This is a genomic window from Vibrio sp. V03_P4A6T147, assembly GCF_002241085.1.
Classification (GTDB): Bacteria; Pseudomonadota; Gammaproteobacteria; order Enterobacterales; family Vibrionaceae; genus Vibrio; species Vibrio anguillarum.
This window is the reverse complement of the sequence record NZ_NDIO01000161.1, coordinates 1-18869: the sequence shown is the minus strand read 5'-3', so window position 1 is coordinate 18869 and position 18869 is coordinate 1. Positions and strand designations below refer to the sequence as shown.

Here is an 18869-nt window from a genome sequence, read left to right as displayed (position 1 = left end):
CTGGCATCAATTCCTCTTAGCACTGAAAACCCATGTCTGAACTTTATTCGCTATTTTCACACGTTATCAATCGTCATCGCTTAGCAAGCAGCCAATTAGTCTTGGGTTTTAGTGGTGGCATGGACTCGCGGGTGATGCTTGAACTATTGGCGCAATATCGTGACGAAACCTCCTGTGAGTGCTGCGCTGTTTATGTTCATCATGGATTAAGTCAACATGCCGATGAGTGGGCCAAACAGTGCCAGCGCTGGGCCCAACACGCCGCGATCCCTTTTTTTATTGAACGGGTGCAACTCGATACCGCTAGCGGTGAAAGTGTGGAGTCATTGGCGCGTACGGCGCGTTACCAAGTTTTAGCGAAATACATTAACACTGACGATTTGTTGCTAACTGGACAGCATAGCGATGATCAGATCGAGACATTTTTGCTCGCGTTAAAGCGTGGTAGTGGACCCAAAGGACTCTCTTCGATGGCACAAGCGATGCCATTTGGCGCGGGGAAAATCGTCCGTCCTTTGCTTGCGGCGACTCGCGTACAGATCGAAAGCTTTGCCGTAACCCAGAATTTGGATTGGGTCGAGGACGAAAGTAACCAAGATACCCGTTTTGATCGTAATTTTATCCGCCATCACATCACGCCAGTTCTTACGCAGCGCTGGCCGCATATTCACCAAGCGGTTGCTCGTAGTGCGACATTGTGTGCTCAGCAGCAGGTGTTGCTTGAAGAGCTGCTACAAGAGGCAATGCAAGAGGCAAAAATGCCTGATGGTAGTTTATCAATTACCGCGCTTTCTCATCGCAGCGAATTAGCACGCTATCAATTGCTAAGAATGTGGCTTGCTCAATTGGGGGAGCCAATGCCGACTCAAGAACATTTAGCGATGATTTGGCAACAAGTGGCGTCTGCGCGTATTGATGCGAATCCTCGTCTTAAACTAGGGCAAAGTGAGATCCGCCGCTTTGACCAAAAGCTATATTGCATCCAAACTTATCAAGACATTTCAGATTGGCAGGCGATGATTGTGCCCGATCAATCATTAACCTTGCCTGATGGACTAGGTAATCTGACGTTATCGTCTCATGGTGCTAGCAAGGGAATAGCCTTGCCTGATGATTGCCATCAATTAAGCGTTACGTTTAATCCTGAAGGGCTGGCAGCATGCCCTGTCGGACGAGTGGGAAGTCGAAAGCTAAAAAAATTGTTTCAAGAGTATGGCGTGCCCAGTTGGTTACGACGAAGAACGCCAATATTGATGCATCGGAATCAAGTGGTTGCGATTGCAAATTTATTTGTTGATCGTGACTTCAGTGGGCAAGATTGTGAACTCATCTGGGACAAATGAACGCTTTTCATGCAAAATTCGTATAAAACATACCATGAATATGGACATAAAGGTGGAGCAATGAAAAAAGTCGCGATTGGAATAGTTATGGGTTTAACGTTGTTAGCGGGAAGTGCGTTTGCTGGAGACCCAGCCGCAGGGCAAGCCAAAGCAGCTATCTGCGCGGCGTGTCACGGCGCAGACGGGATTGCCCTTATTCCGGGATACCCAAATCTAAAAGGGCAAAATGAGCAATACCTTATCTCATCAGTTAAAGCCTACAAGAATAAAGAGCGTAATGGTGGTTTAGCCGTCGTAATGCAAGCGCAAGCGGCAATGCTCAGTGATGCCGATATTGAAAACTTAGCGGCCTATTTCGCAAGTCTTAAGTAAATGACAGTGAACGGGTTTCAATCAGCCCAAGCGTTGCTTGGGCTTTTTATTGATTGTTTTTTTTTGCTAGCAGATAATGCCACCAATTGACGAAAGTGTAAGGGATGAACATGAAAAAAATCGAAGCCATTATTAAGCCATTTAAACTTGATGACGTCCGCGAAGCGTTAGCTGAAGTCGGGATCACGGGTATGACTGTTTCTGAAGTAAAAGGATTTGGTCGTCAGAAAGGGCATACTGAATTGTACCGTGGCGCTGAGTACATGGTGGATTTCTTACCTAAAGTGAAGCTTGAAATTGTGGTGACTGACGATGTCGCTGATCGCTGCGTTGACACCATTATTGAGACGGCGCAAACGGGAAAAATTGGTGATGGTAAAATTTTCATTACCAATATTGAACGAGTGGTACGAATTCGTACCGGTGAAGAAGACGAAGACGCTATTTAGCCGTACACCGAGAAGAAGGGAGCCAATGGCTCCTTTTTTGTCTCTTTATTAATACATCCCTACCAATTTTGTTGAACGTTATGAAAAGAAAATATCTGCTTGTTTTGCCGCTGTTGCTGATTACCGCGGCTGTGGTTAGTTTTTTCTCTATTTTTACTATTCCTTCAACGCCGCAATTGTTGACTATTGATGGGAAAAACGCTTCATCTCCACTGATTTGTTACGATAATCCAAACGCTCGCGCAATTGATGTGCGTGGTCAGCTTAATGTACTGGTTTGGAATATCTATAAACAAAATAGAGCAACATGGCAAAGTGAGCTGGATAAATTCAGCCAAGATGCCCAATTGGTGTTGCTACAAGAAGCGAGCATGACCTTGTCATTGAAAGAGTGGATCAGCCAAAAGCAGTGGGGGGGGACGCAAGCGGATGCTTTTCGTGTTTTTGGTGAATCAGCCGGAGTGTTAAATCTTGGCAGGCAGATGCCAGTATTAGCGTGTGCTTACACCGAATTAGAGCCTTGGTTGCGCTTACCCAAATCGGCGATTTACGCCCTGTACCGTTTAAGTGATGGTCAAACTCTGGCGGTTGTAAACCTGCATGCAGTGAACTTTACCTATGGAACGCAAGAGTATACCAATCAGTTGGAAGCGTTACTCGTTCAATTAAAAACACATCAAGGGCCGGTGATTGTCGGTGGCGATTTTAATAGCTGGAGTCAAGCAAGAATGGACACATTAACCACTGCATTAAATCGTGTGGGTTTGAAGGACGTGTCGTTCGAACCCGATCACCGTGTTCAGTTTGTGACGGGCTTGGTGCTTGATCATCTTTTTTATCGTGGTTTAACACTGCTCAATGCCAAAGCGCCCGTAACGGACGCTTCTGATCATAACCCACTATTGGCGAGTTTTAGTTTATAACCACTTTCTAACTGATGGCGATGTACAGCGCCCAAATCAGGTAATAGCCAATCCAAGGCAGCGCCGAAATCACCAGAGCTTGGCCGCGTTCAAGCTCTGTCCATGCGCCCACCGCCGCGTAGCCAAGTACGATGTACCAAGGCAAAAGCAGTGGAAAGGAGCTGGCAAATTGAGACCAATCATTAGTCAGTGGCAACTTAATTAGGCCATTTAAACTATTAAGGTCAGCAGCGTAAGTCATCACGTGGCCATGTTTGAGTAATAAGCTCGCGTAACTGGCGAGATCGCCCAACACGGCTGGGAAAGTGATGACAGCACTTGCGGCAAACCAACGCCAGAAACCGTGCTGATGTTGGCTCTGCTTGGTCGCCAAATTGAACCATAATGCCAACATGAAAATCGTTAGCGTGCGGCCTACCACATCACTGATAATTTCGCTTGCCATCAAGGTGTTGGCATCTAACATTTCAAGCTGAGCGGGGTTGATCATAGCCAACTGCGCCGAGAGCCCCGCTTTTAACCATTCAAGGTTAACTACGTCAAAATAAGCCCCCCAAAATAGAAAGGGACTCAGGATTAAAAAGAGATAAGGTTGCCAACCCCACATGCCGCGTTGATAAAGGGCTAAAAAACAAGACGTGGGGGAACGGAAAATATCCACCAACATGATTAACGGGTTACTGGAAGGATTCATACACTGACCTTAGTGACATCGACGTAGAGCTTGAGTTTTTGGCCCGGCTTTAAGTACTTTTGGTTTGCAAGCTCGTTCCATTTTACAATGTCGAGGCTTTTGACTTTAAACTTATTAGCGATGGCGCTGAGTGTATCGCCGCTACGCACTTGATAAAAGACGGTGCGAATGATGGCACCCTCACTGCTATTTTTCCAAATGACCAGTTTTTGGCCAATCTTCAACGTGTCTCTTGGCCCCATACCGTTCCATTTTGCTAAGGACTGATGGGAAACATTGTGCTGTTTGGCAATGCTCCATAAGCTATCACCTTTGGCTACCGTATGAGACAGCTTATACTGACCACGGGCCATCGCTTGCGTTTTTGCCAAGCGGTTACTGGCACTGAGTGCGTATGCTTTTTCGTCTTTTACGGATGTTGGGATCATTAAATACTGCCCAACGCGAATGACGTTGCCATTGAGATTGTTGGCCGTCTGAATCACTTTGCTGGTGGTATTGTGCTGTTGAGCAATCACACTCAAGCTATCGCCGGATTTTACCTTGTAGCGTACTAACTTCATCCCCTTACCGCGATTCTCTTCAACTTTCTGAGCAAAGCGTTCCACTTTATCTACTGGGATAAGCAGTTGATGAGGTCCCGTCGGCGAGGTCGCCCATTGATTGTAAGCTGGGTTGTAACTTTGCAACTCTTTCACGCTCATTCCGGCGTAATTGGCGGCAATGGCAAGATCAAGCTGTTCTTGAGGGTCGACTAACGTTAACACTGGTTTGTTAGCGATTGCTGGGATTTCAATGCCATATTTTTCTTGATTGGCAACAATATCGGCCAGTGCGAGTAATTTAGGGACGTAGCCTGTGGTTTCATCGGGTAAGTCGAGTGAGAAAAAGTCGGTTGGTTTACCAGCCTTGTGATTTTTACGAATCGCGCTAGAGATCCGCCCACCACCGCTGTTATAGGCGGCAATCGCATGGCTCCAATCACCATCAAAACGCTTATTTAATGCAGTGAGATAATCCAAAGCCGCATCGGTGGCGGCGTCTACATCTCGTCTTCCGTCATACCAAAAATTTTGCTCTAGGCCATACATCTCTCCCGTACTCGGCACAAATTGCCACAGCCCCGCAGCGCTACCGTGTGAGTAGGCAAAGGCATCAAACGAGCTTTCAACAATAGGTAAGAGTGCTAACTCAAGTGGTAAGCCGCGCTGCTCAATTTTCTCAGTGATAAGGTAAAGAAATGGCTTTGCTCGCTCGGCAACAGTTTGTAGGTGATTAGGGTGTTTAAGATACCAAGTTCGATAATAATTCACTGATTTATGATCTGGGATATCCATCGACAACTGCATTGCGATGCGCTGCCATACGTCCGCTTGCTCTTGTGGCGTGATCACTTTCGGCGTTGTCTTTTTTGCAGATGACGACTTTTGTTTAGCCATCTCTTTTTGTGTCTGAATCTGAGGGCTATTTGCCTCTTTGGCATTTGGCGCTGTTGTTTGGTCTGTTGGCTGAGTGATTTGGCACCCCGCTAACAAGAGCACCATCACCCAGCTAAATTGAAATCGCATCTATCTCAGCCCTTTGACTTAATGGCTGCTGATAATACTTGGCACTTTATTGCTATGACAAGCAGCAAATCGTCAAAATTCGTTCTTCCACTCACGTAACGCGGTAAAAATTGATAGAGGATCGGTTTGTTGAGTACGATTCGCGACGGATTTCATCACACTCTCTTGCTGGGTCCGCAAAAATGGATTGATCCATTTTTCTTGGCGGATCGTGGTCGGTAATGTCGATTTCTGCTGGGCTCGGAGCCGGTTGACGGTATCTCGATACTGTTGAAGTTGGTCATTATCGGGCTCAACGGCTAAAGCAAATGCGACGTTACTTGCGGTATATTCGTGCGCGCAATAGACCTCAGTCTCTTCTGGCAATGCGGCAAGTTTACACAGTGACGTAAACATTTGCTCCATTGTGCCCTCAAAAACACGGCCACACCCTGCGGAGAACAGTACATCGCCACAAAACAGTTTATTGTCACCGACATAGCCTATGTGGCCTTTTGTGTGTCCTGCGAGATCAAGCACCATAAAGATTTCATTGAACAGTTCTAGCTGATCGCCAGCTTCAACCGCGTGCGTTAAGGTAGGAATAGGTTCATGAGCGGGACCAACAACGTTAATGCTGGGAAACTGGCGAACCAGTTCTGCAACACCACCAATGTGATCATGGTGATGGTGGGTAATTAATATTGCTTCGAGCGTTAATTGATGCTTCGAGAGGTACTCAAGCACTGGTGCTGCATCACCGGGATCGACCACAGCACAACGCTGATCGCTATTTTGGATCAGCCAGATGTAATTATCATTAAATGCGGGTATGCTTTTGATCTGTAACATGAGTATCTCCAATCACCGAGGTGAAATAGGTTATCGATGAAGCCAGCGCGTAGCGAAAAAAAATTAGATAAGCCTCATTCTTGGTCCCAACTTAAAAATGGCCAGTGGGTTAGTGATTCTATTCAGACTCGGCTTGATGAATGGTGCTCTAAATTATTTGGCTATCATATGCTTAAGCTCGGTGGTTTGAGTTGTGAGCTTGCCAGTTGCAACTGCAATATTCAACACCAAGTTCATCTTGATATTGAAAACCCACTCCATACGGTGATTGCCGATAGCTACGAACTGCCTTTTCTCGAAAAGAGTTTTGATGTGGCTATTTTAGCGCACCAACTGGATTATTGTGGCGATCCGCACCGTATCTTACGCGAAGTTGATCGCGTGATGATGGATGATGGCTACATCATTATTACGGGGTTTAATCCAATCAGTTTTACGGGGATCGCAAGTTTGATGCCTTGGCGAAAACATAACTTACCTTGGAGCGGTCGTATGTTTACCGCTAACCGAATTAAGGACTGGCTGAGTGTCTTGAACTATCAAGTGATTGACTGTGACCAATATGCCCTTTTTCCGATGCAAAAATATCAACCCATGTGGGCGTGGTTGGAAAATGGTATTGGCGACTGGGCCGCTCCATTTGGTAGCCTGTATTTCATCGTAGCGCGCAAACGTACTTATCCCTTGAAACCGATTAAACCTCATTGGCGTTTTAAACGGCGTCTTTCGCCAGTTAGCCTGAACTACCGTTTATCAACTCAGAACCAAGATAAGGCCTGTTACCCTTATTCGGATGCTTGATACCCAATATCGTCTTCGGTTGGATTTTCTGCTGCATTGCGTGCTAATTCATCGCACATTTCATTTTCACGATGACCCGCATGGCCTTTCACCCAGCGCCAGTCAATAGTATGGCGGGCGCTTTCTTTATCGAGTGCTTGCCATAAATCGGAATTCTTCACTGGTTTTTTATCCGATGTTTTCCAACCGCGTTTTTTCCAGTTGTGGATCCACTGAGTAATACCTTGACGAACGTATTGGCTGTCTGTGGTGAGAATAACATTACATGGCTCTTTCAGTGTTTGCAGTGCAACCACTGCCGCTAACATTTCCATTCGGTTGTTAGTGGTGAGTCGGTAGCCTTTGGCTAACGTTTTTTCGGTTTCTTTGTAACGAAGGACAACCCCATAACCACCCGGGCCAGGATTACCTAAGCAAGATCCATCAGTGAAAATTTCCACCTGTTTTGTCATGATTTGATACTATTAGGTTACGCACATTATTGGCATAGTCTGACATACATATCCTTATGAATACTAGCAGCAATTCCCAATCCCAACGTATCGTCGTTCTCGATACGGAAACCACGGGTATGAACCGTGAAGGCGGCCCTCACTATGAAGGACACCGCATTGTTGAAATCGGTGCCGTTGAAATTATCAACCGCAAGCTGACAGGCCGCCACTTCCATGTCTACCTGAAACCCGATCGTGAGATTCAGTTAGAAGCGATTGAAATCCACGGTATTACCGATGAGTTTTTGATGGACAAACCGCAATATCGCGATGTGCATCAAGAGTTTTTAGATTTCATCAAGGGAGCTGAGCTGGTGGCACACAACGCTCCCTTCGACGTCGGTTTTATGGATTACGAGTTTCGCAAGCTCGACGCTAAAATCGGTAAGACGGAGCAGTATTGCAAAGTGACCGATACGCTTGCTATGGCAAAGCGTATTTTCCCCGGTAAACGCAATAACTTGGATATACTTTGTGATCGTTATGGTATCGATAACTCACATCGTACCTTGCACGGTGCATTGCTCGATGCGGAGATATTAGCGGACGTTTATCTGCTGATGACTGGCGGGCAAACCTCGTTACAGTTCAGTGCCGGAACGCGCAGTGATGGCAGTGTGGGAGGAGAGTCAATAAAACGAGCTGTCGCAGGTCGGAAAAAGCTAAAGGTTTTGCAGGCTTGTGCCGATGAATTACAAGCACACCAAGAAAGATTGGATCTAGTCGAAAAGAGTGGAAGTTGCCTTTGGCGTCAGTAGGAGAAAATATGTTGAGGATAATGGTGGCTATTGCTGCGCTAATGTGGAGTATTGGCGTTTTTGCGGCAAATCCCTCCTCGATGTCGCTACTCGATAATCGTTTTCGAGTGGATCCAACCATTTCACAAATTACTTTTGTCGTGTATCGCGAAAAGTCATCTCAGCCAGTGGTGCTTGTGCGGCCAGATGGTAAGAAATATTACGCGTGGCGGTACGATGAGAATATGCGTTGGTATCAAGAACCCACAATGGATATCATTTCAATTGATAAGCCAATGCCTGGCCCTTGGCAGGCTATAGGAAAGGTTTCGCCACAAAATAGCATTAAGCTAATCTCACACTTGCAATTGGATACAGATGTATTTCCTAGCCGTTTGTATCATGGTGAAGAATTAAAATTTACAGCTCGCTTAACCTCCGACGGTAAGCCTTTATTGTTGAGAGACTTTCTCGATAGAGTCAACTTAAAAGTGACTTTTACTAAGTTCGTTGAAAATGAAGAAGAACTGATCAAAGAGGCGCGTCCATTACCTGAGGTTATTGGTGAATTTGCTGATGATGGACGTGGTTTAGATGAACAGCCAGGTGATGGCATTTTCACTGTAGCGCTGCCTATCACTCCAATGCCGGGTAAGTATCGCGTTAGGATCACCTCTGGCAACGGCGTGTTTTTACGCGCCCAAGAGCAAGAGGTGCTGGTTTACCCAGCTCCAGTATCAACCACCTTTATCCAATCTCGTGTTGATGGTGCGCCACATCAAATTGTTTTTTCGGGTGAGCAAGGAATGATAGCCCCAGGCTCCATCGTTGCCCATGTCGAACATGCGAATATTTATGATGATATCTTTATTACTGAGGGGCAGTCAGAAAAAGAGGCGCTAAAGTTAAGTTTAGAAATTCCATACAATGGAGACAACGGTAACTATCGTTGGTCTGGAAAGTTGTATGCGACAGAGCTTGCCAGCCAGCGTCCACTTTACTTCCCGCTTGCTGAGCATACTTACAGCGTGGTTGATGATGTCAACATTGAGGAGACTCGCCGTTTGCAGATGGAAGAAGAAATCCAGCAGCGTAAGCTTGAACAGGAGCAGTTGATTATTCAGATGAGAGAAGAGGCAACGAGCCGCAGTATTATGTTCATCGTGATTGGTAATATTGGTGCGATATTGATTGGGCTTTTGGCGTGGTTTGTGATGCGTAAGATTAAAGCGAAAAAGGCGTTGCAACCCGAATTACAGTTGAATATGCCGAAGAAATAACAAGGGATGTTGCCGAGTTGGCAACCTCTTGATTCTGTATTCCAGTCATAAAAAAGGGCGTTTAAAACGCCCTTTGACATTCAATAGATTGACTTACGCAACATCATTCATTACCGGATATTGAGGCTTTGCGGCCAGTTCCTGTGGCGCAAAATCATCGACATTAATGGTATACAAACGATGAGCCTCAGCTTCCGTTAATAGCTGTGCTTCTTGTTCGGTTAGAATTTTTTGTTGTAAGCCAATGGCGGCCACTTCATCTAAACGCAAGAATGGACGGCGTTGATTGGTGACGCTGCACACTTTATCGAACAAAGGCTCTGCACGTAAAATGATGTCCAGTGCTTGTTCAATCTTACCCGCCGCATTATGCGCCGTTGGGGCGAGATATTGGTTGCGACCGATGCGTGAACGAGTTTCACTCGGTGTTTGCAGGATCTGCGCAACTTGGCTATCTAATTTATCACTAGGTGCTTTGCGTACTCGACCAATCGGCATCAACAATATACGAAGTACCTTACCAATCGCTTTATTCGGGAAGTTGGCTAAGAATTCATCAATGGCGACTTCCGTCTGCTTCAAACTGTCTTGCAGGCCCCAATGAACCAAAGGAAGATCCTCCACGGGACGACCATCATTTTCAAAACGCTTAAGTGTGGCAGAACTGAGGTAGAGTTGGCTCAAAATATCGCCAAGGCGTGCTGACAAGCGCTCTTTACGTTTGAGAGAGCCTCCCAATACAGCCATCGAAATATCAGAAAGCAGTGCTAAGTTAGCGCTGTAACGGTTTAGTTGTTGATAGTAGCGTTTGGTTGCATCATTAGTCGGTGCAGATGAACCAAAACCATCGGTGACACCAAACCAAATACTGCGCACAAGATTACTCATGGTGAAGCTGACGTGACCTGCAAGAGCGGCGTCAAATTTCTCAACGGCATCAGAATCTTGTGAATAAGCGGCGTTCATTTCTTCTAAAACATAAGGATGACAACGGATAGCGCCTTGACCAAAGATGATCATTGAGCGAGTCAGAATATTGGCCCCTTCGACGGTTACGGCAATCGGTGCACCTTGGTAGCTGCGAGCTAAAAAGTTAGCAGGACCAATACAAATGCCTTTCCCGCCCACGATATCCATTGCATCAATAATGCTGCGTTGACCACGGTGGGTACAGTGGTATTTGACTATAGCGGAAATGACCGAGGGTTTTTCGCCCAGATCAATACCAGCTACGGTTAAATTGCTCGCCGCATCCATCACATAAGCGTTACCACCTAAACGTGCTAATGGCTCTTCGACACCTTCCATATGGCCAATTGGTTGCTTAAATTGACGACGAATCCGAGCGTAAGCTCCTGTTGCTAGCGCCGCAGTTTTAATTCCGCCCGTCGAGTTAGAAGGTAACGTAATGCCACGTCCAACCGATAAACACTCTACAAGCATACGCCAGCCTTGTCCTGCCATGCTTGGTCCGCCAATAATGAAATCAAGCGGCACAAATAAGTCGTTAGCACGTGTCGGACCATTTTGGAATGGAACGTTCAATGGCATGTGGCGATTGCCAATTTCAACTCCTTTTAAGTGGGTTGGGATGAGCGCACAAGTGATGCCAAGCTCTGTTTTATCCCCAAGTAAGCCGTCAGGATCGCGCAGTTTGAATGCTAGGCCTAATACGGTTGCAACCGGGGCGAGCGTGATGTAGCGCTTGTTCCACGTTAGGCGCATCCCTAACACTTCTTTTCCTTCCCATTTCCCTTTACATACCACGCCAAAATCAGGAATTGAACCTGCATCGGAACCCGCTTCTGGGCTGGTTAATGCAAAGCAGGGAATCTCTTTACCTTCCGCTAAACGTGGCAGGTAATGGTTTTTCTGATCTTCAGTACCATAATGTTGTAAAAGTTCGCCCGGGCCTAAAGAGTTCGGTACACCAACGGTGGATGAAAGCACTCCAGACACGCCCGTTAGCTTTTGTAGCACAATGGATTGTGCATAAGCTGAAAACTCCAAGCCGCCGTATTGTTTTTTAATGATCATGGCGAAGAATTTATGATCTTTTAAATATTGCCAAACCTCAGGAGGTAAGTCGGCTAATTCATGCGTAACTTGATAATCGCTAACCATGGCACACACTTCGTTGACTGGTCCATCAATAAAGGCTTGCTCTTGTGCACTTAATGTCGGCGCTGCAATTTTGTGTAGTTTGTTCCAGTTTGGTTTGCCTTTAAACAGTTCAGCTTCCCACCAAACGGTTCCTGCATCTAATGCCTCTTTTTCGGTTTGTGACATTGCTGGCAGCACTTTTTTGAACAGTGTTAATGCTTTTTCGCTAATCACGCTTTGACGGATAGAGGGAACGGCTAATAAAGCGATAGCCGCTAAATACAGCAACCATCCAATCACCCCGGTGTAATCCAGCAGGGTAAGAACCACCATGGTTACCGTTAGCGCAACTAATGCGCTAAAAAGTGACATTCGGTGGTAGAGGCACACACCGAACACGGTGAGAAAACCAAGTATAGAGAGCAAGATGTCCATAATTTCATTCCTTTGAGACTGTATTCACGCCATTGCGGCTGATTTTTCTCAGTGCATTGGGAAGTGTTGTTAGTCGTCTCGTTTGTGTAAGTGGTCTAACCAGTGTTAAGTGTAATCAAATTATTAACGAAATGTAAAACCTTGTATTGTTCAAAAAGTGATCCATGTAGGGCAAAACCTCAAAATAAACAACTCATAGAGGGCTTTTGGGAGTGGGAAGCGGGAGAAAACAACAATTCTTGAAGTCGAACTATCGACAGAAAGGATGGTTTGGGTAAACTCAAGCCTGTTACTGGCTCTTGATTGATGGAGCCTATCGGTAAACAGATTAAAAAGAGAATATATCTATGTACCAGGATTTAATTAAAAGTGAATTGACCGAAGCGGCTGACGTGCTAAACAAATTTCTTAATGATGAGCATAACATCGCTCAAATTGAGGCCGCCGCAAAACTGATTGCCGACTCATTTAAGCAAGGCGGAAAAGTGCTCTCTTGCGGCAATGGCGGTTCCCACTGTGATGCAATGCACTTTGCTGAAGAGCTAACGGGGCGCTATCGCGAGAATCGTCCGGGTTATCCTGGTATTGCTATTTCAGATCCAAGCCATTTGTCTTGCGTTAGCAATGATTTTGGTTACGATTTTGTATTCTCTCGCTATGTGGAAGCTGTGGGCTCAAAAGGCGATGTCCTGTTTGGCCTATCGACTTCTGGTAACTCGGGGAACATTTTGAAAGCGATTGAAGCGGCCCAAGCCAAAGGGATGAAGACCATTGCACTGACCGGTAAAGATGGTGGGAAAATGGCAGGTTTAGCGGATATCGAGATTCGTGTCCCGCACTTCGGCTACGCGGATCGTATCCAAGAAATCCATATCAAGATCATCCACATCGTTATCCAACTGATTGAAAAAGAGATGGCGTAAGAAGTTCCACATCGTTCTTTTCTTTTAATGTGTTTGTGGTTGCAAAAGGGAGTGCATTAAACCATGTGTGAATTGCTCGGTATGAGTGCCAATGTGCCGACTGATATTTGCTTTAGTTTTACTGGGTTGATTCAGCGTGGCGGCAACACGGGGCCGCATCGTGATGGTTGGGGAATCACTTTCTATGAAGGGAAGGGGTTTCGTACCTTTAAAGATCCTAACCCTAGCTTTCAGTCAAAAATTGCAGAGCTTGTGCAGAGTTACCCTATAAAAAGTCGGGCAGTGGTTAGCCATATTCGTCAAGCAAATCGGGGTGGGGTGAATTTGGAAAATACTCACCCATTCACTCGAGAATTGTGGGGGAGATATTGGACGTTCGCTCACAATGGACAATTGGCGGATCACCAGCAGCTAGAAACTGGGCGCTATCGCCCTGTTGGTGAAACCGATAGCGAGCAAGCTTTCTGTTGGTTGTTAAAGCAGTTAGAAGCGCGTTATCCTGAACCGCCTCAAGATATGCTCAGCATGTTTCAATTCGTTGCGAAGTGTTGCGATCAACTTAAGCAGCAAGGTGTGTTTAATATGCTACTTTCTGACGGTGAGTTTGTGGTGACCTATTGCACGAATCATCTGTACTGGATTACTCGACGTGCCCCCTTTGGGAAAGCAAGTTTACTTGATGAAGATGTCGAGATTAACTTCCAAGAAGAAACAACGCCTGATGATGTTGTGTCAGTGATTGCGACTCAGCCACTGACGGGAAATGAAACTTGGCAACGAATGAAGCCAGGCGAATATGCGATTTTCCATTATGGCGAATACGTTGATGGCAATGCGCAGTTCTTAGCTGACATTCCGTTTGCCGCGGCAAAGCCAAGCTGCCAAGCACCCATTTAAGTTTTGTATTCTTAAGCTTGTCTATTTACTGCTGTTTGAATTGTATTTGAGATGACAATAAAAAAGGTTGCTGTTGAGGCAACCTTTTTCGCACTATTTAGAGATACGATTTATTCATCGAAAGCATAACCATGCATGCCAAGTAATTGGCCATCTAAATAGGCTTTACCTTCACGCATTTCCAAGCGCCCTTCAACGAACCATTGTGCCACTAGTGGGTAAATTCGATACTCTTGAGCTTGGACACGTTGAGTCAAAATCTCAACGGTATCTTCATCAAAAATAGGCACTTTTGCTTGTAGAATGACTGGGCCACCATCAAGTTGTTCAGTCACAAAATGCACACTGGTGCCATGTTCTTCATCACCCGCGTGAATCGCGCGTTGGTAGGTATTCAACCCAGGATATTTAGGAAGTAAAGAAGGATGAATATTGAGCATCCGTCCTAAATAGTGACGCACAAACTCACCACTCAGAATACGCATGTAGCCAGCAAGAATGATTAAGTCAGGCGCGTATTGGTCAATTTGCTCCATCAATACCGCATCAAACGCATCTCGCGTGTCAAAGGCATTTGGGTCAATATGCACCGCCGCCGCACCTGCTTTTTTAGCTCGTTCTAAGCCATAAGCAGTTGCTTTGTTTGAAAAAACAGCCGTTACTTTGCCATCTTTAATTTTCGTTTCACACGCATCAAGGATAGCCTGTAAGTTGGTGCCATTTCCTGAAACTAAAACAACAATACTTTTCATCAGTTATTTGATCTCTACTTGCTCTTCATCGAGTTGAGCTTCAGCAATATGACCGATAACCCACGCATTTTCGCCTTCCGCTTGCAGTAATTGAACGGCCGCTTGTGCTTGATCCATTGGAAGCGCAACAATCAGTCCTACACCACAGTTAAATGTGCGGTACATTTCGTGAGTGGTTACATTCCCTTTTTCTTGCAGCCATTGGAAAATAATTGGCCATTCCCAGCTATTGCCGTCAATCACCGCTTTCGTCCCTTGCGGAAGAACGCGAGGAATATTTTCCCAGAAACCACCGCCAGTAATGTGTGAAATGGCGTGAATATCGTGCTCGGCGATCATTTTAAGCGCTGATTTGATGTAAATTTTGGTTGGTGTCAGTAAGTGCTCACCAATCGTTTTGCCAGCCAAGTCTTCATTTTTGTCGGCACCTGATACTTCGAGGATCTTGCGAACTAATGAATAGCCGTTTGAGTGAGGGCCGCTAGAGCCAACCGCAATCAGAGCATCACCTGCTGCTACTTTTGAGCCATCGATGATCTCTTCTTTTTCAACCACACCGACACAAAAGCCAGCGACATCGTAATCTTCACCTTCGTACATACCCGGCATTTCAGCGGTTTCACCACCGATTAAAGCGCAACCTGCTTGCACACAACCATCGGCAATACCCGACACCACATCAGCAGCTGTATCTACATCCAATTTGCCCGTGGCGTAGTAGTCCAGAAAGAAAAGCGGTTCAGCACCTTGAACAATCAAATCGTTAACACACATTGCAACCAAGTCAATGCCAATGGTGTCGTGCTTATTCATATCCAATGCGAGGCGAAGTTTTGTGCCAACTCCATCGGTGCCAGAGACTAAAACAGGATGTTTATATTTGGTTGGTAGCTCGCAAAGCGCGCCAAAACCACCAATGCCACCCATAACTTCAGGGCGACGAGTGCGTTTGACGGCGCCTTTAATTCGTTCAACAAGTGCATTGCCTGCATCAATATCTACGCCAGCATCTTTGTAACTAAGAGAAGTGTTATTACCGCTCACGGGGAAGTCCTCGGTCATAAGTTGGATATGAAAACGGCGCTATTCTAACAGGGCTTAAAACAAAAAGGAAAACGTTTGCGTCAGTTTTTTTGTTTATAATTGGCACTGAAATTAGCATAAAAAGTGTGTACAATTCGAAGGTTTGTTTAAATGTCGTCGGAGATGAAAATGAAAGTTGTTGAAGTTAAACACCCTCTAGTTAAGCATAAACTTGGGTTAATGAGGGAAGGGGATATCAGCACTAAGCGTTTTCGTGAGTTAGCTACAGAAGTGGGTAGCCTACTAACTTATGAAGCAACCTCAGACTTTGAAACAGAAAAAGTGACGATTGAAGGCTGGAATGGCCCAGTTGAAATTGATCAAGTCAAAGGTAAAAAAGTAACGGTAGTACCTATTTTGCGTGCTGGTCTTGGCATGATGGACGGCGTTTTGGAGCACATTCCAAGTGCGCGGATTAGTGTTGTTGGCATCTATCGTGATGAAGAAACGCTTGAGCCTGTCCCTTATTTCAACAAACTCGCTTCTAATATTGAGGAGCGAATTGCGCTTGTGGTTGACCCAATGCTGGCAACTGGCGGTTCCATGATTGCGACGATCGATTTGCTCAAGGAGCGCGGCTGTAACCAATTTAAAATTCTCGTTTTAGTTGCAGCGCCTGAAGGCATCGCGGCGTTAGAAAAAGCGCACCCTGATGTTGAGCTCTATACGGCGGCAATTGATGAGAAATTGAATGATAAAGGTTATATCGTTCCTGGTCTTGGCGATGCTGGTGATAAGATTTTTGGTACGAAATAAGCGTTAATTTTATACTGTCTTAAAGGAGAAACGAAAGTTTCTCCTTTTTTATAGTTGCTTCAGTGATGCGTCATTACGGTCATTTTATTGCTCAACAGAATTAACGCATTGTTCGATGATTATTTTTTAAGACTTAACGTACTGCTTTTTCTGTGGCTATTAGCTGGCGCACCTTGTGATGAATTTGTGGGTCGGCGCGGTGCTCTTTTTGTATTTGGAGCATGGCGAAACTCATCGGCATTGCGTCCTTGGAACGTTTTTGGCTTTTGATTTCTGCGTGCCGTCGAGGTTTGATTTTGCTCACGACTATCATACAGTTTTGCATCGGTAGCTTTGCGAATACGCTTACCCGTCACATCAAGCTTGGACGCGCCTTCCGTACCGCAAGAACTTTCGCACATAGCTAATATTTCAGCGACTTCCTCGTCGCTTAAATAACGCCATTCACCATTAGGGATACCGTCTAGGCTGATGTTCATAATACGAACTCGGCGTAGTTTAAACACTTCGTAACCTAAGGCCTCACACATACGACGAATTTGACGGTTTAACCCTTGTGTTAACACAATTCTAAAGGAGAACTTCGTTTCTTGGGTTACTTTGCAAGGCAGTGTCACCGTATCAAGAATTTCCACACCAGAGGCCATCTTATGTAGAAATTCATCGGTGATGGGTCTATCTACTCGGACGACGTACTCTTTTTCATGGTTATTACCAGCACGTAATATCTTATTGACTATGTCACCATCGTTAGTCAGAAAGATCAGTCCATCAGATGGTTTGTCTAATCGACCTATCGGGAAAATACGTTTGTGGTGGCCAATAAAATCAACAATGTTACCTGGAATATCGCGCTCTGTTGTACAGGTGATTCCAGTCGGTTTATTAAGGGCAATGTATATCGGTTTTTCTTTTGATTTTAATGGCTTACCATCAATACACACCTCATCGTTTGGCGTGACTTTAGTGCCCATTTCCGGCAATAGTCCATTGATGGTTACTCGGCCTTGTTCAATTAACTTATCGGCCTCTCGACGAGAACAAAAACCAGTTTCACTGATGTATTTGTTTAAACGAATGGTGGCTTGTTGTGACATAGATTGCTCTTACGTTTCCCAACGGCGGTGAATAAAAAGAAAGCAACACTCTAAGTGTTGCCTATTAACGTTGCGATATTTTAGCAGTTAATATTAATTAACCAAGGCGTTTTTAATGACACTCATGGTTTCCAGCCTTTCCCCATCACTTTTCCTCAACAAGATATAGACGGCATTGACGTCTTTATTTATGCGAAGAGGGAATGCTTTTATTTGTATGAGAAAATGGAAACTATTTTGAGACAGGTGTTCTTATCGAACCGACCTTGAGTAGCCGAATGATGCCATTCATCAAGAAGATAGAGTTATTAACGCGATAAAAAACCGGGGCAGACAGATAATCCACCCCGGTGCATAGCGTCACACTATTTTTCAATAGGTGCTAAGCGATCTAGTGAGGAGATTTGTCATTCATCACTTTATAAATGAAGAAACCGCCATAAAACAGCATAAGACCAAAAGCACCAAAGATTACTATCATTGAAGATAGTCCCACAGCATTACCAAATAGGAGATCAAGCCAAAAGTCCATGTTTCCTCCAAAGTTTCGAAGACACAGCCAAGTTAAAGTTTGCTCTGTTTGCTGACACTGATCTGGATCAATTATGTTGCATAGGTTAACTTGATGTTTCTATTGGTGTGTAATTAGTCACGTTTTTATGTGTATTTGATGGTGATTTAGCCAATGAGTTTGTTATTTGATGGAAATAAGATTAAAGGCTTGCGTCTTAGTTTTAGATGAGTAATATACGCATCCGTTCTAGGCAAAAAGCTCGGAACTGCTCGCTAAGTGCAGAGCAAAAATTTCGGTGAATAGCGCAGCTTGGTAGCGCATCTGGTTTGGGACCAGAGGGTCGGGGGTTCGAATCCCTCTTCACCGACCATATTTAAAAGCCTCGCAGTAATGCGAGGCTTTGTTACATTTGGAAGCGGTAAGTTTTCGTTACCAAATAGAAAGGGGTTCGCCTCTTTCACTATCTGGCTCTTCACCGACCACATTAAAGGCCTCGCAGTAATGCGGGGCTTTGTTACATTTGGAAGCGGTAAGTTTTCGTTACCAAAGAGAAAAGGGTTCGCCTCTTTCACTGTCCACCCTTCACCGAGCAAATTCAACTATTGAAAATAGCAGTCAATATTCCACGATAATGAATAGAATTAGAATGTGTAAAAAACGTCACTTTAGCGCATTTTGACGTTTGATGAGTCATTACAATTTATGACCTATATCACAATTTAACCTGTCAAATCCCTTTAATGAACTTCTCGCCTTGTCGTGAGTAGTGATTTCTATTCATATATTCATTTTTGTTATGCATTTTTATGTGATCTTT

General features: G+C 45.0%; 19 protein-coding genes and 1 tRNA gene. 11 read left to right on the top strand and 9 right to left on the bottom strand.

Annotated elements, in window-relative coordinates; all coding sequences use genetic code 11:
* Positions 1 to 32: 32 nt before the first annotated feature.
* The 4 genes from tilS to B9J84_RS06220 all read left to right on the top strand — a co-directional run bounded on the left by tilS (position 33) and on the right by B9J84_RS06220 (position 3087).
* Entirely contained in the window at positions 33 to 1343 is a 1311-nt protein-coding gene (gene tilS / locus B9J84_RS06235) for a tRNA lysidine(34) synthetase TilS (protein WP_094123766.1), read from the top strand.
* Positions 1344 to 1403: 60 nt separating this feature from the next.
* Positions 1404 to 1715, top strand: coding sequence for a cytochrome c (locus B9J84_RS06230; RefSeq protein ID WP_026028528.1), 312 nt, complete (start codon positions 1404 to 1406; stop codon positions 1713 to 1715).
* A gap of 110 nt (positions 1716 to 1825) precedes the next feature.
* The gene (glnB, locus tag B9J84_RS06225) at positions 1826 to 2164 is read left to right on the top strand and encodes a nitrogen regulatory protein P-II (RefSeq protein WP_010320105.1); all 339 of its coding nucleotides are present in this window, start codon (positions 1826 to 1828) and stop codon (positions 2162 to 2164) included.
* Between the two features lie 80 nt (positions 2165 to 2244).
* Positions 2245 to 3087 (top strand): endonuclease/exonuclease/phosphatase family protein, encoded by an 843-nt coding sequence (locus tag B9J84_RS06220; RefSeq protein WP_179217531.1) that lies wholly within the window; start codon positions 2245 to 2247, stop codon positions 3085 to 3087.
* A 7-nt stretch (positions 3088 to 3094) separates the two neighbouring features.
* On the opposite strand, the gene B9J84_RS06215 is transcribed toward B9J84_RS06220, so the two are convergent.
* From B9J84_RS06215 to gloB, 3 genes are all read right to left on the bottom strand, one after another.
* Positions 3095 to 3781, bottom strand: coding sequence for a YIP1 family protein (locus tag B9J84_RS06215; protein WP_013856224.1), 687 nt, complete (start codon positions 3779 to 3781; stop codon positions 3095 to 3097).
* Positions 3778 to 5349, bottom strand: a complete 1572-nt coding sequence (locus B9J84_RS06210; protein ID WP_064625806.1) for a LysM peptidoglycan-binding domain-containing protein — start codon at positions 5347 to 5349, stop codon at positions 3778 to 3780. Before B9J84_RS06210 ends, B9J84_RS06215 begins: the two co-directional genes overlap by 4 nt.
* 72 nt (positions 5350 to 5421) lie before the next feature.
* Complete coding sequence (gloB, locus tag B9J84_RS06205; RefSeq protein WP_026028526.1) at positions 5422 to 6180, bottom strand: hydroxyacylglutathione hydrolase; 759 nt, start codon at positions 6178 to 6180, stop codon at positions 5422 to 5424.
* A gap of 36 nt (positions 6181 to 6216) precedes the next feature.
* On the opposite strand from gloB, the gene B9J84_RS06200 reads away from it, so the two are divergent.
* Positions 6217 to 6981, top strand: coding sequence for a methyltransferase domain-containing protein (locus tag B9J84_RS06200; RefSeq protein WP_094123764.1), 765 nt, complete (start codon positions 6217 to 6219; stop codon positions 6979 to 6981).
* Here the strand turns inward: B9J84_RS06200 and rnhA are convergent.
* The gene (rnhA, locus tag B9J84_RS06195; protein ID WP_094123763.1) at positions 6966 to 7433 is read right to left on the bottom strand and encodes a ribonuclease HI; all 468 of its coding nucleotides are present in this window, start codon (positions 7431 to 7433) and stop codon (positions 6966 to 6968) included. The genes B9J84_RS06200 and rnhA overlap by 16 nt on opposite strands.
* Before the next feature lie 56 nt (positions 7434 to 7489).
* On the opposite strand from rnhA, the gene dnaQ reads away from it, so the two are divergent.
* Positions 7490 to 8233 (top strand): DNA polymerase III subunit epsilon, encoded by a 744-nt coding sequence (gene dnaQ / locus B9J84_RS06190; RefSeq protein ID WP_013856229.1) that lies wholly within the window; start codon positions 7490 to 7492, stop codon positions 8231 to 8233.
* A gap of 8 nt (positions 8234 to 8241) precedes the next feature.
* A complete protein-coding gene (locus tag B9J84_RS06185) occupies positions 8242 to 9492 on the top strand; it encodes a TIGR03503 family protein (protein ID WP_179217530.1) in 1251 nt (416 codons plus the stop codon).
* 93 nt (positions 9493 to 9585) lie between these two features.
* Here B9J84_RS06185 and fadE read toward each other — a convergent pair whose 3' ends face one another.
* On the bottom strand, positions 9586 to 12030 hold the full coding sequence (gene fadE, locus B9J84_RS06180; RefSeq protein ID WP_094123762.1) for an acyl-CoA dehydrogenase FadE: 2445 nt from the start codon (positions 12028 to 12030) through the stop codon (positions 9586 to 9588).
* Positions 12031 to 12377: 347 nt separating this feature from the next.
* On the opposite strand from fadE, the gene lpcA reads away from it, so the two are divergent.
* Together lpcA and B9J84_RS06170 are read left to right on the top strand one after the other, a co-directional pair.
* A complete protein-coding gene (gene lpcA, locus B9J84_RS06175; protein ID WP_010320095.1) occupies positions 12378 to 12953 on the top strand; it encodes a D-sedoheptulose 7-phosphate isomerase in 576 nt (191 codons plus the stop codon).
* Between the two features lie 63 nt (positions 12954 to 13016).
* Positions 13017 to 13850: a class II glutamine amidotransferase gene (locus tag B9J84_RS06170; RefSeq protein ID WP_094123761.1), complete on the top strand. Its 834-nt coding sequence runs from the start codon at positions 13017 to 13019 to the stop codon at positions 13848 to 13850.
* A 110-nt stretch (positions 13851 to 13960) separates the two neighbouring features.
* On the opposite strand, the gene purN is transcribed toward B9J84_RS06170, so the two are convergent.
* Positions 13961 to 14602, bottom strand: coding sequence for a phosphoribosylglycinamide formyltransferase (gene purN / locus B9J84_RS06165; protein WP_013856233.1), 642 nt, complete (start codon positions 14600 to 14602; stop codon positions 13961 to 13963).
* Positions 14603 to 14605: 3 nt separating this feature from the next.
* Positions 14606 to 15646 (bottom strand): phosphoribosylformylglycinamidine cyclo-ligase, encoded by a 1041-nt coding sequence (gene purM, locus B9J84_RS06160; protein WP_010320092.1) that lies wholly within the window; start codon positions 15644 to 15646, stop codon positions 14606 to 14608.
* A gap of 168 nt (positions 15647 to 15814) precedes the next feature.
* Here purM and upp point away from each other — a divergent pair, with 168 nt between their 5' ends.
* Positions 15815 to 16441, top strand: a complete 627-nt coding sequence (gene upp, locus B9J84_RS06155) for a uracil phosphoribosyltransferase (RefSeq protein WP_026027908.1) — start codon at positions 15815 to 15817, stop codon at positions 16439 to 16441.
* Positions 16442 to 16560: 119 nt separating this feature from the next.
* On the opposite strand, the gene rluF is transcribed toward upp, so the two are convergent.
* Both rluF and B9J84_RS06145 read right to left on the bottom strand, forming a co-directional pair.
* Positions 16561 to 17538, bottom strand: coding sequence for a 23S rRNA pseudouridine(2604) synthase RluF (gene rluF / locus B9J84_RS06150; protein WP_094123760.1), 978 nt, complete (start codon positions 17536 to 17538; stop codon positions 16561 to 16563).
* Positions 17539 to 17929: 391 nt separating this feature from the next.
* Positions 17930 to 18070 (bottom strand): DUF3149 domain-containing protein, encoded by a 141-nt coding sequence (locus tag B9J84_RS06145; protein ID WP_010319399.1) that lies wholly within the window; start codon positions 18068 to 18070, stop codon positions 17930 to 17932.
* Between the two features lie 275 nt (positions 18071 to 18345).
* Here B9J84_RS06145 and B9J84_RS06140 point away from each other — a divergent pair.
* Positions 18346 to 18422: transfer RNA gene (locus B9J84_RS06140), tRNA-Pro, on the top strand.
* The last annotated feature ends 447 nt before the right edge of the window (positions 18423 to 18869 follow it).